At 71.8% G+C, this 14259-nt stretch carries 14 protein-coding genes; 11 read left to right on the top strand and 3 right to left on the bottom strand.

Annotated elements, in window-relative coordinates:
- Nucleotides 1–116 precede the first annotated feature (116 nt).
- From AB0B90_RS09160 to AB0B90_RS09125, 8 genes are all read left to right on the top strand, one after another.
- Nucleotides 117–1124 carry a sugar phosphate isomerase/epimerase family protein gene (locus AB0B90_RS09160; protein ID WP_350948861.1) on the top strand — a complete coding sequence of 336 codons (1008 nt, stop codon included), beginning with the start codon at nucleotides 117–119 and terminating at the stop codon, nucleotides 1122–1124.
- A 473-nt stretch (nucleotides 1125–1597) separates the two neighbouring features.
- Nucleotides 1598–2746 (top strand): inositol-3-phosphate synthase, encoded by a 1149-nt coding sequence (locus AB0B90_RS09155; protein ID WP_350948860.1) that lies wholly within the window; start codon nucleotides 1598–1600, stop codon nucleotides 2744–2746.
- The gene (locus tag AB0B90_RS09150; RefSeq protein ID WP_362921803.1) at nucleotides 2746–3639 is read left to right on the top strand and encodes an SCO3242 family prenyltransferase; all 894 of its coding nucleotides are present in this window, start codon (nucleotides 2746–2748) and stop codon (nucleotides 3637–3639) included. The genes AB0B90_RS09155 and AB0B90_RS09150 overlap by 1 nt, the downstream gene beginning before the upstream one ends.
- A complete protein-coding gene (locus tag AB0B90_RS09145; protein WP_362921801.1) occupies nucleotides 3636–4553 on the top strand; it encodes a sugar phosphate isomerase/epimerase family protein in 918 nt (305 codons plus the stop codon). The genes AB0B90_RS09150 and AB0B90_RS09145 overlap by 4 nt, the downstream gene beginning before the upstream one ends.
- Nucleotides 4550–5161 carry an EboA domain-containing protein gene (locus AB0B90_RS09140; RefSeq protein ID WP_350948857.1) on the top strand — a complete coding sequence of 204 codons (612 nt, stop codon included), beginning with the start codon at nucleotides 4550–4552 and terminating at the stop codon, nucleotides 5159–5161. Before AB0B90_RS09145 ends, AB0B90_RS09140 begins: the two co-directional genes overlap by 4 nt.
- Nucleotides 5161–6015, top strand: coding sequence for a TatD family hydrolase (locus AB0B90_RS09135; RefSeq protein ID WP_350948864.1), 855 nt, complete (start codon nucleotides 5161–5163; stop codon nucleotides 6013–6015). The genes AB0B90_RS09140 and AB0B90_RS09135 overlap by 1 nt, the downstream gene beginning before the upstream one ends.
- Nucleotides 6015–7142: a metabolite traffic protein EboE gene (gene eboE, locus AB0B90_RS09130; protein ID WP_350948856.1), complete on the top strand. Its 1128-nt coding sequence runs from the start codon at nucleotides 6015–6017 to the stop codon at nucleotides 7140–7142. The genes AB0B90_RS09135 and eboE overlap by 1 nt, the downstream gene beginning before the upstream one ends.
- The gene (locus tag AB0B90_RS09125; RefSeq protein WP_350948855.1) at nucleotides 7139–8515 is read left to right on the top strand and encodes a nucleotide pyrophosphatase/phosphodiesterase family protein; all 1377 of its coding nucleotides are present in this window, start codon (nucleotides 7139–7141) and stop codon (nucleotides 8513–8515) included. The genes eboE and AB0B90_RS09125 overlap by 4 nt, the downstream gene beginning before the upstream one ends.
- Before the next feature lie 319 nt (nucleotides 8516–8834).
- On the opposite strand, the gene AB0B90_RS09120 is transcribed toward AB0B90_RS09125, so the two are convergent.
- Both AB0B90_RS09120 and AB0B90_RS09115 read right to left on the bottom strand, forming a co-directional pair.
- A complete protein-coding gene (locus tag AB0B90_RS09120; protein WP_362921798.1) occupies nucleotides 8835–9920 on the bottom strand; it encodes a Gfo/Idh/MocA family oxidoreductase in 1086 nt (361 codons plus the stop codon).
- 154 nt (nucleotides 9921–10074) lie between these two features.
- Nucleotides 10075–10671, bottom strand: a complete 597-nt coding sequence (locus AB0B90_RS09115) for an ABATE domain-containing protein (RefSeq protein ID WP_362921796.1) — start codon at nucleotides 10669–10671, stop codon at nucleotides 10075–10077.
- A gap of 59 nt (nucleotides 10672–10730) precedes the next feature.
- Here AB0B90_RS09115 and AB0B90_RS09110 point away from each other — a divergent pair, with 59 nt between their 5' ends.
- On the top strand, nucleotides 10731–11141 hold the full coding sequence (locus AB0B90_RS09110) for a nuclear transport factor 2 family protein (RefSeq protein WP_350948852.1): 411 nt from the start codon (nucleotides 10731–10733) through the stop codon (nucleotides 11139–11141).
- Between the two features lie 81 nt (nucleotides 11142–11222).
- Here AB0B90_RS09110 and AB0B90_RS09105 read toward each other — a convergent pair whose 3' ends face one another.
- The gene (locus tag AB0B90_RS09105) at nucleotides 11223–12377 is read right to left on the bottom strand and encodes a cellulose binding domain-containing protein (RefSeq protein ID WP_362921793.1); all 1155 of its coding nucleotides are present in this window, start codon (nucleotides 12375–12377) and stop codon (nucleotides 11223–11225) included.
- Between the two features lie 355 nt (nucleotides 12378–12732).
- Here AB0B90_RS09105 and AB0B90_RS09100 point away from each other — a divergent pair, with 355 nt between their 5' ends.
- Nucleotides 12733–13848: an exo-alpha-sialidase gene (locus AB0B90_RS09100; RefSeq protein ID WP_350948850.1), complete on the top strand. Its 1116-nt coding sequence runs from the start codon at nucleotides 12733–12735 to the stop codon at nucleotides 13846–13848.
- 8 nt (nucleotides 13849–13856) lie between these two features.
- Entirely contained in the window at nucleotides 13857–14141 is a 285-nt protein-coding gene (locus AB0B90_RS09095; protein ID WP_350948849.1) for a MoaD/ThiS family protein, read from the top strand.
- Nucleotides 14142–14259 lie beyond the last annotated feature (118 nt).

The following is a 14259-nucleotide window of genomic DNA, read 5'->3' as shown; positions in this document are numbered from 1 at the left end:
ACTTCCGGTGTCGCTCCGGCTCCGTCGTTCGACGACGGGTTGAACGTCCAGCGCGTGCTGGCCGCGGTCGAACGCAGCGCCGACGACCAGAGCCGCCTTACATCTGTGGAGGGAATATGAGCAGGCCCATCACATTGTTCACCGGCCAGTGGGCCGACCTGCCGTTCGAGGAGGTCTGTCGTCTCGCCTCGGGCTGGGGATACGACGGCTTGGAGATCGCCTGCTGGGGCGACCACTTCGAGGTCGACAAAGCTCTCAGCGACGACGACTACATCCCCCGTAAGCAGGAGATGCTCGCCAAGCACAACCTGAGCGTCTACACCATCTCCAACCACCTCGTCGGCCAGGCCGTCTGCGACAGCCCCATCGACGCTCGCCACCAGGGCATCCTGCCCGCCCGCATCTGGGGCAACGGCGATCCCGAGCAGGTCCGCCGCAACGCGGCCGAGGAGATCAAGAACACCGCCCGCGCCGCCGCCAAGCTCGGCGTCGACACCGTGGTCGGCTTCACCGGCTCCTCCATCTGGCACACCGTGGCCATGTTCCCCCCGGTCCCGCCCCAGATGATCGAAGACGGCTACGCCGACTTCGCCGACCGCTGGAACCCCATCCTCGACGTCTTCGACGAGGTCGGCGTCCGCTTCGCCCACGAGGTCCACCCCAGCGAGATCGCCTACGACTACCACACCACCGTGCGCACCCTGGAGGCCATCGGCCACCGCCCCGCGTTCGGCCTCAACTGGGACCCCTCCCACATGGTCTGGCAGGAGATCGACCCGGTCGCCTTCATCCTGGACTTCGCCGACCGCATCTACCACGTCGACTGCAAGGACGCCAAGGTCCGTACCGGCGACGGCCGCCGCGGCCGGCTCGCCTCCCACCTGCCCTGGGCGGACCTGCGTCGCGGCTGGGACTTCGTCTCCACCGGACGCGGCGACGTGCCCTGGGAGGACTGCTTCCGAGCCCTCAACGCGATCGGCTACGACGGGCCGATCTCCATCGAGTGGGAGGACGCGGGGATGGACCGTCTGGACGGCGCCCCCGACGCCCTGGAGATCATCCGCAAGCTGAACTCCATCACCCCGCCCTCCACCGCCTTCGACGCCGCTTTCTCCTCCGACTGAGTCGGCCGGCCCCAGGTCTCGGGACCGAGAGCCTGGGGCCTTCCGACCGGGAGGATCCTCCGGCCGAGGGCTTGGCAACGGGAAGCCCCGGCCGGAACTCTGAGGAACAGGAATCGGACAGGAGCTCGGGCCGTAATTCTCGGCCCGGGTCCTCGGCCGATGTCTCTGACAGGAATCCCTGACTTAATTTCATGAGTTGTTTTCATGAGTTGAGCTGGTCTGACGGAAACACATGGCCCTGAGGCATATATCCGTAATATCCGCATAACGTACGATTCCTTGCACAAGCGGGTCGGACCGTCAGGTTCGGCCCGTCGCGGGGTCGTCTCCTTCGTTCTAACGACCACGTAGTACCCGCCGATGACATCCCCTCCGACCGGACGGCCGCGACGGATGCCACCGGCGCCGCCCGGCCCCGGCCGGGCGGATGAAAACCGTCATCCCCCAGGAGTCGACTCACCACAGGAGGCCAGATGCGTACGGGAGTGTGGCTGGTAGGAGCACGAGGCTCCGTCGCCGTCACGAGCGTCATCGGAGCGCTGGCGGTACGCGCCGGTCTCGCCCAGCCGACGGGCTGCGTCACGGAGCTCCCCCAGTTCCGAGGCGCAGGACTGCCAGGGCTGGGAGACCTGGTGTTCGGCGGGCACGACATCGTGCCGACCCCGCTGGAGAAGAAGGCGGCCGCGCTGGCCGGAGCCGGGATCGTACCGGCCAGGCTGCTCGAACCCCTGCGCGACGAGCTCGCCAGGGTCGAGGAGAACCTGAGGCAGGTGCCGGCCGCCGAGAACCAGGCCGCGACCGCGGAGCTGATCGGCGCCGACATCACCGAGTTCCGGCTGCGGCACGGTCTGGAACGGGTCGTCGTCATCAACGTCTCGACCACCGAGCCCGCCCCCGAGCCGCGTCCGGCCCACGCCGACCTGGAACTGCTGGAGTCCGAGCTGGCGGCCTCCAGGGACCTGCTGCCGCCCAGCGCCCTGATGGCGTACGCCGCCTTCCGCGCGGGCTGCCCCTACCTGGACTTCACCCCCTCGACGGGCGCCAGGCTGCCCGCCCTGGACCGGCTCGCCGACCTGATGGGGCTGCCGTACGGGGGTCACGACGGCAAGACCGGCGAGACGCTCGTCAAGTCGGTGCTCGCCCCGATGTTCGCCCAGCGCAATCTCCGGGTTCGCACCTGGTCGGGGATGAACCTCCTCGGTGGGGGAGACGGCGCCAACCTCGCCGACCCCGCGGCCAACGCCGCCAAGGCCGCCAGCAAGCAGCGGGTGCTGGGCGAGACGCTCGGCTACACCCCGCAGGGCGAGACCCGCATCGAGTACGTGGAGGACATCGGCGACTTCAAGACCGCCTGGGACCTGGTCACCTTCGAGGGGTTCCTGGGGACGTCCATGCGCATGGAGTTCAGCTGGCACGGCTGCGACTCCGCCCTCGCCGCGCCGCTGATTCTGGACCTGGCGAGGCTCACGGCGGCGGCGCACCGCCTTGGCCGCACCGGGCCGCTGGGCGAGCTGGCCTTCTTCTTCAAGGACCCGCTCGGCGAGGCGCCGCACGCGCTGGCCGACCAGTGGCGGGTGCTGCTCGCGTTCGCCGACACCCTCGGCGAAGGGGAGCGGGTCTGATGCCGTCGCCGCGCGACCTCGCGGAGCTCGTGCGCGCCCCCGCCGCCCTCTCCGTCCCCGGTGACGTCGTCGCGGGAGCCGCCGCCGCCCAGGTGCTGGGCGGTAGGACCCTCGGGCTGGCGTGCTCCTCGGTCTGCCTGTACTGGGCGGGAATGGCCGCCAACGACTGGGCCGACCGTCACCTGGACGCGGAGGAACGCCCGGAGCGGCCGATCCCCTCGGGCCGCGTGTCGCCGGGCGCCGCGCTCGGCGTGGCCGCGGGGCTCACCGCCGCGGGCCTGGCGGCGGCCGGGCTCTCCGGCGGTCGCCGAGCCCTGGCGGTCGCCGTCCCGCTCGCCGCCGCCGTATGGTCGTACGACCTGGTGGCCAAGAACACGGCGGCGGGACCGCTGGTGATGGCGCTCTGCCGAGGCCTCGACGTGCTGCTGGGTGCCACCCCGGGACGGAGCGTCGCCGACGCGCTGCCCTCGGCGCTCACCGTCGCCGCCCACACCTACCTGCTCACCGCGCTGTCGCGGGCCGAGGTGTCCGGCTCGGACCGGAGCCTGCCCGCGGCGACCCTGGCCGGAACCGTCGCGCTCGCCGTGGCCACCGCCCTGGGACGCGGCGACGCCTCGCCCACTCCGCAGAGCGCGCGTGCGGCGCGGGTGGTGCGGGCCGTGCAGGCGGGACTGACCGGCTGGTACGCCGCCAGGTTCGGCATGTCCCAGGCTCAGGCGGTCGCCGAGCCCTCGGCCTCCCGGTTGCGGGCCGCCGTCGGCACCGGCATCGTCGCGCTGCCCGCCCTGCAGGGCGCGCTCGTCGCCCGCAGCGGCGCCACCCGTGAGGGGATCGCGGTCGCGGCGGCCGTCCCGCTCGGCCGGGCCCTCGCCAGGAAGGTCTCTCCCACATGAGCCCCGATGGCGCCGAGACGAGCGCCGAGACGAGCACTGTGACGGGCACTGGGACGGGCACTGTGACGAGTGCCGGGCTGAGGTTCGGCTACGGCACCAACGGGTTCGCCAACCACCGGTTGGACGACGCGCTGCGGGTCATCGCGGACCTCGGCTACCAGGGGGTCGCTCTCACCCTCGACCACGACCACCTGGACCCCTACGAGGAAGGGCTGGCCCGCAGGGTCGCGGCCGCGGCCGACCTGCTGCGCGATCTCGGCCTCGGCGTGGTCGTCGAGACCGGCGCCCGCTACCTGCTGGACCCCTGGCACAAGCACGCCCCCACGCTGCTGCACGACGAGCGCGAGAAGCGCCTGGACTTCCTGAACCGGGCGGTCGCGATAGGCGCCGACCTGGGAGCCGAGGCGGTGTCGTTCTGGGCGGGTGTGCGCCCGGAGACGGTCGACGAGGCCACGGCCTGGGCCAGGCTCGTCGACGGCTGCGCCCGGCTCGCCGAGACGGCCTCCGCCGCCGGGGTGCCGCTGGGCTTCGAGCCCGAGCCCGGCATGCTCGTCGAGACGATCGCCGGATGGCGCAAGCTGCACGCCGAACTCGGCGAACCGCCGGGGTTCGGCATCACGCTGGACATCGGCCACTGCCGCTGCCTCGAACCGGATCCGGTCGCCGACTGTGTCACGGCCGTCGCCGCCCACCTGGTCAACGTGCAGATCGACGACATGCGCCGAGGGGTGCACGAGCACCTGGAGTTCGGCGAGGGGGAGATCGACTTCCCGCCCGTGCTGCGTGCCCTCGCCCGCTGCGGCTACCGGGGCCTGGTCGCGGTCGAGCTGCCCCGCCACTCGCACGCCGCCCCCCAGGTGGCCGCCCGATCCCTGAGCTTCCTGCGCACCGCCGCCGAAGGGACGAACGCATGACCTCCGAACCCAGTAACCAGACGGACAGCCTGCTGGCGGCGCTCGGCCAGGAGTGGCTCGCCGACGCGCGCGCGAGCGTCGCCGCCAAACCGGGAAGTGTCACCCGGCACTTCGCCGCCGCGGGCCGTCGCGCCGGACGGGCGCCGTTGCCGGACGCGCCCGGCTGGAGTGCCGACGAGGCGGCGAGGGCCGTCCTGCTCGCCGCGCTCCCGCCGGAGGAGGTGGCCGGGCAGGCCGCCGACCTCTACCGGTACGGCGACGCCGACGAGAAGCGCGCCGTCCTCAAGGCCCTGCCGATGCTGCCCGTCGGCGCGGAGGCGGTACCACTGCTGCTCGACGCGATCCGCACCAACGACACCCGCCTCGTGGCCGCCGCACTCGGCCCGTACGCCCGCCACCTCGACCAGACCATGTGGCGGCAGGCGGTGCTCAAGTGCGTGTTCATGGGTGTGCCGCTCGCCGCCGTGGACCGGCTGGAGGAGCGGGCCGACGCCGAGCTGGCCGGGATGCTGGCCGCGTTCGCCGAGGAACGCACCGCCGCCGGACGCGACGTCCCCGCGGACGCGACCGCACTGCTCGACCGTCTGAACAGCGAGAAGGAGGCATGATGCGGATCTTCGACCCGCACATCCACATGACGTCACGCACCACCGACGACTACGCCAGAATGGCCGCCGCCGGGGTGCTCGCCATCGTGGAGCCCGCCTTCTGGCTGGGCCAGCCCCGTACCAACCCCGGCTCGTTCACCGACTACTTCGACTCGCTGATCGGCTGGGAGCCGTACCGCGCGGGGCAGTTCGGCATCGCGCACCACGCCACCATCGCGCTGAACCCCAAGGAGGCGGGGGACCCGCGCTGCCGGCCCGTGCTCGACCTGCTCCCGCGCTACCTGGAGAAGGACCGGGTCGTCGCGGTCGGCGAGATCGGCTACGACTCGATGACCCCCGAGGAGGACGACGCCTTCGAACGGCAGCTCGCGATGGCCGTCGACCACGAGCTGCCCGCGCTCGTGCACACCCCGCACCGCGACAAGGCCGCCGGCACCCGGCGCACCCTCGACGTCGTCGCCGCCTCGGGCATCGAGCCCGGACGGGTCGCCGTCGACCACCTCAACGAGGTCACCGCGGGAATCGTGCACGACTCGGGCTGCTGGATGGGCTTCTCCATCTACCCCGAGACCAAGATGTCGCCGCCCCGCATGGTGGAGATCCTGCGCGAGCACGGCCTGGAGCGGGTGCTGGTCAACTCCGCCGCCGACTGGGGCGTGTCCGACCCGCTGCTCACCCTGGAGACCGGAAAGGCGATGCTGGCGGCCGGGTTCAGCGAGGACGACGTCGACCGGGTGCTCTGGCGCAACCCCGTGGAGTTCTACGGCCAGTCGGGACGCCTGGACCTTTCCGAGGTCGCCGGGGCGCGGGAGGCGACCTTCGAGGGCAGCTCCATCAAGCGCGGAGGGTCTTGATGCGGCTGCTTCACCCCGGTGGGCGGGCGTTGCACCTGAGCTACTGCACCAACGTGCACCCGGCGGAGGACCTCGGTGGCATCGTCGGGCAGCTCGACACCTACGCGGTGCCGATCCGTGCCCGCCTCGGCGCCGACGTGCTCGGGCTCGGGCTGTGGCTGGCCGCGCCCGTCGCCGCCGCGCTCGCCGCCGACCCCGGGCTGCTGGCCGGTTTCCGCCGCGAGCTGGACGCGCGGGGACTGGAGGTCGTGACGCTCAACGGCTTCCCCTACCGCTCGTTCCAGGACCCGGTGGTCAAGCAGGCGGTCTACCACCCCGACTGGACCACTCCGGAACGGCTCACCTACACCCTCGACCTGGCACGCGTCCTGGCCGCTCTCCTGCCGGACGACGCCGCGAGGGGGTCGATCTCCACGCTCCCGCTCGCCTGGCGCGACCCGTGGGACGAGGACATGTCCCGTCTGGCCACGCGCAGGCTCGACGAGCTCGCCACCGGGCTCGCCGCCGTCGAGTCCGCCACCGGCCGCGTCATCCGGGTGGCGTTCGAACCCGAGCCAGGCTGCGTGGTGGAGACCACCGACCAGGCCGTACGCGCGCTGTCCGGTGTCGACACCGACCGGCTCGGCATCTGCCTGGACCTCGCCCACCTGGCGTGCGCCTGGGAGCGGCCCGCCGACGCGCTGCGCCGGTACGCCGAGGCCGGACTGCCCGTCGTCAAGGTCCAGGTCTCCGCGGCACTGGAGAGCGACGACCCGGAGACCCTGCGCGAGTACGTCGAGCCGCGCTTCCTGCACCAGACCCGCAACGCGGCCGGCGACGAGGCCGACGACCTCGACGAGGCGTTCGAGCGGAAGCTGCCAGGACCGTGGCGGGTCCACTACCACGTGCCCCTGCACGTCGCGCCGCAGGCACCGCTCGGCACCACCGTGCCGGTGCTCCGCGAGGCCCTCGCGGAGCTGGTCGGCGGTCCCGAGCCGCTCTGCGACCACTTCGACGTGGAAACCTACACCTGGGGGGTACTGCCGCCCGCGCTGCGCCCGCAGACCCCCGACCGGCTCGCCGCGGGCATCGCCGACGAGCTTGACTTCGCCCGCGCCGCGATGCGCGATCTGGGAGTGAAAGCATGACATCGTTGCTCGTCCTCGACGTGGTGGGACTGACCCCGAGGCTGCTGGCGCACATGCCGAGGCTGCGCGCCGTCGCCGACGGCGGCTTCCAGGCCGAACTCGGCACCGTACTTCCCGCCGTCACCTGCTCGGCCCAGTCGACCTTCCTCACCGGCGTCGCGCCCACCGAGCACGGCGTCGTCGGCAACGGCTGGTACTTCCGCGAGCTCGGCGAGGTGTTCCTGTGGCGCCAGCACAACGCGCTGGTCGGCGGGGACAAGCTGTGGCACGCCGCCCGCCGCGAGCGGCCGGGCTTCACCGTGGCCAACGTGTGCTGGTGGTACGCGATGGGCGCCGACGTCGACTGGACGGTCACCCCCCGGCCCATCTACCGTGCCGACGGGCGCAAGGACCCCGACTGCTACACCTACCCGCCGGGCCTGCACGAGGAGCTCACCGGCAAGCTGGGCACCTTCCCGCTGTTCACCTACTGGGGGCCGGGCGCGGGGATCGCCTCCTCCACCTGGATCTGCCGCGCCACCGAGCAGATCATGAAGGACCACAACCCCGACCTGACCCTGGCGTACGTGCCGCACCTGGACTACGACCTGCAGAGGTTCGGCCCGTCCGACCCGCGCTCGGCCGCGGCCGCCTCCGAGCTCGACACCGTGCTCGCCCCTCTGCTGGACGCCGCCGCCGCGCGCGGGACCACCGTGGTGGCACTGTCGGAGTACGGCATCACCGACGTCTCCCGCCCGGTCGACATCAACCGGATGCTGCGGACCGAGGGCCTGCTCGAGGTCTACACCCAGGACGGCATGGAGTATCTCGACCCCTGGACCTCCCGGGCGTTCGCCGTCGCCGACCACCAGGTGGCCCACGTCTACGTGGCCGACCCCGCCGACATCCCGGCCGTGGCCAAGCTCTGCGCGGGCCTGCCCGGAGTCGCCGAGGTGCTCGACGAGGAGGGCAAGGCGAGGAACGGGCTGGCGCACCCCCGGGCGGGGGAACTCGTCCTCGTCTCCGAGCCCGACGCGTGGTTCACCTACTACTACTGGCTCGACGACACCCGCGCCCCCGACTTCGCCAACCTGGTCGAGATCCACCGCAAGCCCGGCTACGACCCGGCGGAGCTGTTCTTCGACCCCGCGGATCCCGGAGCCGCCAAGCGCCGCGCCGCCATGGCGCTGCTGCGCAAGAAGACCGGCATGCGCTACACGATGAACGTCGTCGGCCTCGACGCGGGCGCCCGTGCCATCCGAGGCTCGCACGGTCGTCTGCCCGACAACCCCCTCGACGGCCCGGTGCTGCTCTGCTCGGATCCGTCCGTGGCCAGCGACCGGATCGCCGCCACCGAGGTCAAGGACCTGCTGCTCCAGCTCTCCCTGCGCTGAGCGGCACCTAGACGGCGCCGCCCGCCTGTGCCTTACACCCCCCGGGCGGGCGGCGCTTTCCACCTTCTTCCCGCACGCCTTCCGGACGGGATCCCGGCCGCGTCACGGTCCCGTTCGGGATGGCGCTCACCGCCGGTTCGCCGGAGTCCTTAACATTCCAGGACGAGAACGGGGAGCTGCGCTGGTAGGCGCGCGGGACCGACCGCGGGGTCCAGTACGGCGATGCGTTCCGGTGCCCCGCGTCATCCGGACCCCGATGCACGCGCCGGAGACGCACGAGGCCATGGCCACCCGGTCGTGTCGGGCGGCCCGGCGAAGGCTACCGTGCCCAGGCCTCGCGGCCGGTGGTCACGTCGGCGCCGGTACGCAGCGACTCCCCGATCGCCAGGCCGATCAGGTGGTCCTGGCAGCCGTCGGCCAGGGAGTAGGGCTCCGGGCCCTCGCCCCGGCACCAGGACGTCATCCGGCACAGGAGCGAGACGACGGCCAGGTCGTCCTCGGAGAAGTGCGCGCCCCGGTACTCGTTGCGGTAGACCACGCGCCCGTCGAAGCTGATGTGGTCGAGTTCGCGGCCCTCCAGGTTCAGGTCGATCCCGGTCTGGCGCCGGGTGAGCCGCGACTCCACCGGGGTCCTCGGGTCGGCCAGGCGCACCACGCTGTCGTCCACGATCTCTCCCAGCGATCCCCGGACGACGACGCGCCGGGCGCGCAGCGGGTTCCACCACTGGTTGTCGGTGAAGTCGTAGAGCCCCATCCCCTCGGCGAACCCCAGGGTGGCGATCGTGGTGGCCGCCTCCTTCGGCGTGGAGTCGCCCGTCCAGCCGTCCCTGGACAGCGGGTCGGCCAGCGGGGCGGTGAACGAGCGCGCCGTCACCGTGGTCTCCCCGAAACCGGCCCCGAGCAGGTGCCGGATCAGGGACACGGCGTGGTACAGGTGCGTCGAGGAGATCTGCGCGGAGGTCACCTGCCCGATGACCCCCTCACGCACGAGCGCCAACCTCGCCGCGTGCCCCGGCATGTACGAGTACTGCTCGGCGACCTGCACCAGGCCGCTGGACCCGACGGCCGCCCACAGGTCGCGCAGCCCGTCCAGGTCGGCCGCGGGAGGCGTCTCGGCCAGCACCGGCACGCCGAACCCCACGAGTTCCTTCGTCACCTCGGGGGTGACCGGCCACGGCACCGACGGGATGACGAACTCGGGACGTCCGGCCGCGAGCATCTCCTCGACGGAACGGAACGCCGGCACACCCCAGGCGGCCTCGACCTCGGCGCCGCGCTCCCGCGACCTGGTCACCACGCCGGACACCGACAACCGCTCGGGCAGCTGCCTGGCCAGGCGTACGAAGAACTCCGAACGCCACCCGCTGCCGACCAGCCCGAAACGTCCCGCCGTCTGTGAGGTCATCGCACTTCCTTGGAAGGGGGTCCACGTCGTGACCCGCCGGGACCGGTCCGTCAGGTCCCTGCGGGTCACGACGCGAGTGTCGGACAGGAGACTACTCGGGCCGGTCGGCGTGCCTCGGAGGGCATGCCTCCGGAGACGCGCCATCGAAGGGGCGTCAGCCCGCCGGGTGGCGGTCGCGGCGGGTGCGGAGCTTGTGGCGGTTGCCGCAGCGCTCCATCGAACACCAGCGCCGCACCCCGGGACGCGAGGTGTCGAGGAAGAGCAGGGAGCAGCGCTCGCCCCCGCACATCCTGATCCGGTCGAGGGCCGGTCCGCCGAACACCTCGACGGCGTCGCGGGCCACGGCGGAGAGGAACTGCGCCCCGGTGACGGGGGAGGCCCAGGATCGCTCCAGGGCGGGGCCGATGACCGGGACGGGCGGCGGCGCGGCGGCGGCCTCGTTCAGCGTGGCGAGATCGGCCGCCGAGAAGGCGCGCGAGCCCGAGGCGGCGGTCGCGGCGAGCCGCTGGAGGGCGGCGCGCAGGCGGAGCGTGGCGGAGAGGTCGCCGGCGGAGACCTTGACGAGGTCGCCGAGACCGGCCCGGGAGTACGGGATCCAGGAGGCGAGGTCGCCGGGTGTGTGGAGCCGCTCCCACCGCGCGAGCTCTCCCTCGCCCCCGGTGACGAGAAGCTCCAGGCAGAGCGTGCCGGCGTCGAACCTGAAGCTCCTCCTGCCGGGCGCGGTGAGCTCCATGCCGTTTGCCAGGGTCATGGGTCGAGTGTAACACTGACACCGGTTAAACCGGTGTCAGTGAGAGAGAGGGTACGGCGATGAGCCCTGAGCGTGAGCGGACCGAGCGCGAGTCGATCGAGCGTGAGCTGGTCGAACTGTCCGAGCGGGCATGGGAGGCCAACAGGAACGGCGACGCGGAGTTCTACGACCGCCTCCTCACCGAGGCACCGCTGAGCGTGTCGCAGTGGGGGATCGTCGACGACCGGGAGGCGATCCTGAAGGGGTTCGCCGAGAACCGCAACCCGTACACGCGTACGGATCTGAGTGACCACCGGGTGATCGTCCTGGGTGACGGCAGCGCGACGCACACCGTCACCGTGGAGATCGACGTGCTCGTCGGCGGCACGGAAAAGCAGACCATGAGGGTCTTCGCCACCACCGCGCTGACCCGCCGCGACGGCGAGTGGCGAGCCGCCCTGTTCCAGATCAGCCCGGCCCCCACCGGCTGAGACACGTTCCTGTCCGGAGATGCCGACGAGCGGCGTCTTCGCGTGGGGCGCGGTTCACGCGAAGACGCCGCTCGGAGGCGGTCAGCCGACGCCGCAGTCCCTTCCGTCGAGGCTGAAGCGCACGGGGGTGGGCGCGGGACCGCTGTGGGAGGCGACGAATCCGACCTGTGCCGTCGAGCCCGCGGGGATGACCCTGTTCCAGTTCTCGCTCGTGGCGGTGAGCCGTGAGCCGGTCTGGGTCCAGCCCGCGGACCAGCCGGAGACGAGGCGTACGGCCGATGTCGGGTAGTCGATCGTCAGCCTCCAGCCGTCGAAGGCGGTCGTGCCGACGTTGCGCACGGTGATCTGCGCGCTCAGCCCGGAATCCCACGTCGTCGCGTGGTACGACACCGTGCACGACGGCGGCAACGGGCTGGGGGTGGGGGAGGGGAGACCACCCCTGGCGAGGGCCGACAGCGGATCCGACGGAACGCTGAGGTTGCCGGCCGCGTCCCTGGCGACCACGACGTAGGTGTAGCGCTCCCCGATGACCAGGCCGGATTCGCCGGAGCTCTGGTACGAGGGATGGGTGGTCGTGCCGACCTTGACGTATCCCGTCGCGGTCTCGCGGTAGACGTCGTACGCCGTCACCGCCACGTTGTCGCTCGACGGCTGCCAGCAGAACGCGACGCCCCGGTAGTCCCACGGACAGGGTTCGTTCAGGCCGGTCGGCTTGGACGGGGGCACGCGGTCGCCCGGCGGGGGGGTCGGCGAGGCGCTCGGCGTCATGCCGACCGTCGCGGACACCGTGATCAGAGCGGAGGGCGGGCTGATGTTCCCCGCCGAGTCCCTGGCCACGACGTACATCGTGTACGAGCGGTTCAGTTCGCCCGAGAAGCCGCCGACCGTGCCGGTCGTGGTGGTGGCGAGGACGAAGCCGTCGACCCCCAGGCGGTACAGGTCGTAGCCGGCGACCCCCGTGTCGTCCGTCGAGGGATTCCAGCAGATGGAGGCGTAACCGGTCGAGGTGGGGATGCCCGGAACCGGGCAGGGCCGCGTTCCGGTGGGACGTGTCGGTGGCGTGGTGTCGTCGGTCGCCCCTGCCGGGACGGCGAAATGAGGGGCGTTTCTCGCCGGGGCGGCGGCCAGGGCCGTCTCTCCGGCCGGGCCGATCGTCGGTGCCGCGATGAGTAAGGCCAGGGTGAGAAGTCCGAGGGTGAGGAGGACCGCCCCCAGGGATCGCCTGCCGGATTGCATGATGCCCCTATCGGATCGCGTCGGCGTGTGACCCCCCGCAGGGATTGTGAACCACTTCCGGCATCCCGTAAAGCGGGCCGGTCCGGTGCGCCTCGGTCTTCGGCCCGGTCTGTCGGACGAACCGAGGTGAGGGTGTGGGCGAGGGCGGCTATCGGCGGGGTGTCCGTCGTTCGTGGACCCTGCCGACCGTTCCGGCGAGTGTCGGCGGCGGTTTTGTCGGTGGGCTGTCGTAGCGTCGGTGCCCACGACCGTGGCGGGTGTGTCGCGAGCGGAGTCGACTCCGAGCCCGGCCGGACGATCGGGAGTGTGGCGCGGTGCCGGCACGGGTCGGCGCCGGGATCGGAAAGGAACCCCGGTGAGTGGTGTACGAGTGCTGGTCGGCACGCGCAAGGGCGCGTTCATTCTGACGTCCGACGGCAGACGCGAGCGGTGGGACATCAGCGGCCCCCACTTCGGGGGCTGGGAGATCTACCACCTCACGGGATCCCCCGCCGACCCGTCCCGCCTCTACATGTCGCAGTCCGGCGGCTGGTTCGGGCAGCTGATCCAGCGGTCCGACGACGGCGGCGCGACCTGGGAGCCGGTCGGTAATCACTTCCAGTACGACGGCGTCCCCGGCACCCACCAGTGGTACGACGGCACGCCGCACCCGTGGGAGTTCGCCCGGGTCTGGCACCTGGAGCCGTCGCTCACCGACCCGGACACGGTGTACGCGGGTGTCGAGGACGCCGCCCTGTTCCGCTCGGCCGACGGAGGGCAGAGCTGGCAGGAGCTGCCCGGGTTGCGCGAGCATCGCTCGGGGCCTTCCTGGCAGCCGGGTGCCGGTGGGATGTGCCTGCACACGGTCGTCGCGGACCCGCGCGATCCCGGGCGCATCACCGTGGCGATCTCGGCCGCGGGCGTGTTCAGGACCGACGACGCCGGCAAGAGCTGGCAGCCGAAGAACCGGGGTCTGAGCTCGGAGGGCATTCCCGACCAGGACGCCGAGGTCGGCCACTGCGTCCACCACATCGCGATGCACCCCTCGCGCCCTGACGTGCTCTTCATGCAAAAGCATTGGGACGTGATGCGCAGTGACGACGCCGGTGAGTCGTGGCACGAGATCAGCGGCGACCTGCCCAGCGACTTCGGGTTCCCGATCGCCGTCCACGCGCACGAGCCGGACACCGTCTACGTCGTCCCGATCAAGAGCGACTCGGAGCACTACCCGCCCGAGGGAAGGCTGCGCGTCTACCGCAGCCGGACGGGCGGAAACGAGTGGGAGCCGCTCACCAGGGGCCTGCCGCAGAGCCACTGCTACGTCAACGTGCTGCGGGACGCGATGGCCGTCGACTCGCTGGACTCGTGCGGCGTCTACTTCGGCACCACCGGCGGGCAGGTGTACGCCTCGGCCGACTCCGGCGACAACTGGATGCCCATCGCCAGGGACCTGCCGGCCGTGCTGTCCGTCGAAGTCCAGACGCTGCCATGATCCGCGTCGTGCTCCCGGCGCATCTGCGCAACCTCGCGAGCACCGGAGGCGAGGTGGAGCTCCATGTTCAGGGGCAGGTGACGCAACGTTCGGTCCTCGACGCGCTTGAGGCCCGCTACCCGATGTTGCGCGGGACGATCCGCGACCACGTCACGCAGCGGCGCCGCCCCTTCGTGCGGTTCTTCGCCTGCGAGCTGGACCTGTCCCACGAGCCGCCGGACACCCCGCTGCCCGAGCCGGTCGCGACAGGCGCCGAGCCGTTCATGGTCGTGGGGGCGATGGCGGGCGGGTAGGCGCGGGGGAGGAGAGCGGTCCGCCTCCCTTCGGCCGCGGTATATCGGGGATGACCGCAGGGAGGGGACGCTCGGCTCGACGTGCCGGAGGCCGGGGAACCCTCCGGGAGCGCGCCCG

This window comes from Streptosporangium sp. NPDC049078, assembly GCF_040648855.1.
Lineage (GTDB): Bacteria > Actinomycetota > Actinomycetes > Streptosporangiales > Streptosporangiaceae > Streptosporangium.
Note: the sequence above shows the minus strand (reverse complement) of the source record. Positions and strands in the feature narration are given on the sequence as shown.

Bases quoted from the DNA above. Each gene is read 5' to 3' on its own strand.
- AB0B90_RS09160 (WP_350948861.1), top strand. From the start codon at position 117: ATGAGCAGGCCCATCACATTGTTCACCGGCCAGTGGGCCGACCTGCCG.
- AB0B90_RS09155 (WP_350948860.1), top strand. From the start codon at position 1,598: ATGCGTACGGGAGTGTGGCTGGTAGGAGCACGAGGCTCCGTCGCCGTC.
- AB0B90_RS09150 (WP_362921803.1), top strand. From the start codon at position 2,746: ATGCCGTCGCCGCGCGACCTCGCGGAGCTCGTGCGCGCCCCCGCCGCC.
- AB0B90_RS09145 (WP_362921801.1), top strand. From the start codon at position 3,636: ATGAGCCCCGATGGCGCCGAGACGAGCGCCGAGACGAGCACTGTGACG.
- AB0B90_RS09140 (WP_350948857.1), top strand. From the start codon at position 4,550: ATGACCTCCGAACCCAGTAACCAGACGGACAGCCTGCTGGCGGCGCTC.
- AB0B90_RS09135 (WP_350948864.1), top strand. From the start codon at position 5,161: ATGCGGATCTTCGACCCGCACATCCACATGACGTCACGCACCACCGAC.
- eboE (WP_350948856.1), top strand. From the start codon at position 6,015: ATGCGGCTGCTTCACCCCGGTGGGCGGGCGTTGCACCTGAGCTACTGC.
- AB0B90_RS09125 (WP_350948855.1), top strand. From the start codon at position 7,139: ATGACATCGTTGCTCGTCCTCGACGTGGTGGGACTGACCCCGAGGCTG.
- AB0B90_RS09120 (WP_362921798.1), bottom strand. From the start codon at position 9,920: ATGACCTCACAGACGGCGGGACGTTTCGGGCTGGTCGGCAGCGGGTGG.
- AB0B90_RS09115 (WP_362921796.1), bottom strand. From the start codon at position 10,671: ATGACCCTGGCAAACGGCATGGAGCTCACCGCGCCCGGCAGGAGGAGC.
- AB0B90_RS09110 (WP_350948852.1), top strand. From the start codon at position 10,731: ATGAGCCCTGAGCGTGAGCGGACCGAGCGCGAGTCGATCGAGCGTGAG.
- AB0B90_RS09105 (WP_362921793.1), bottom strand. From the start codon at position 12,377: ATGCAATCCGGCAGGCGATCCCTGGGGGCGGTCCTCCTCACCCTCGGA.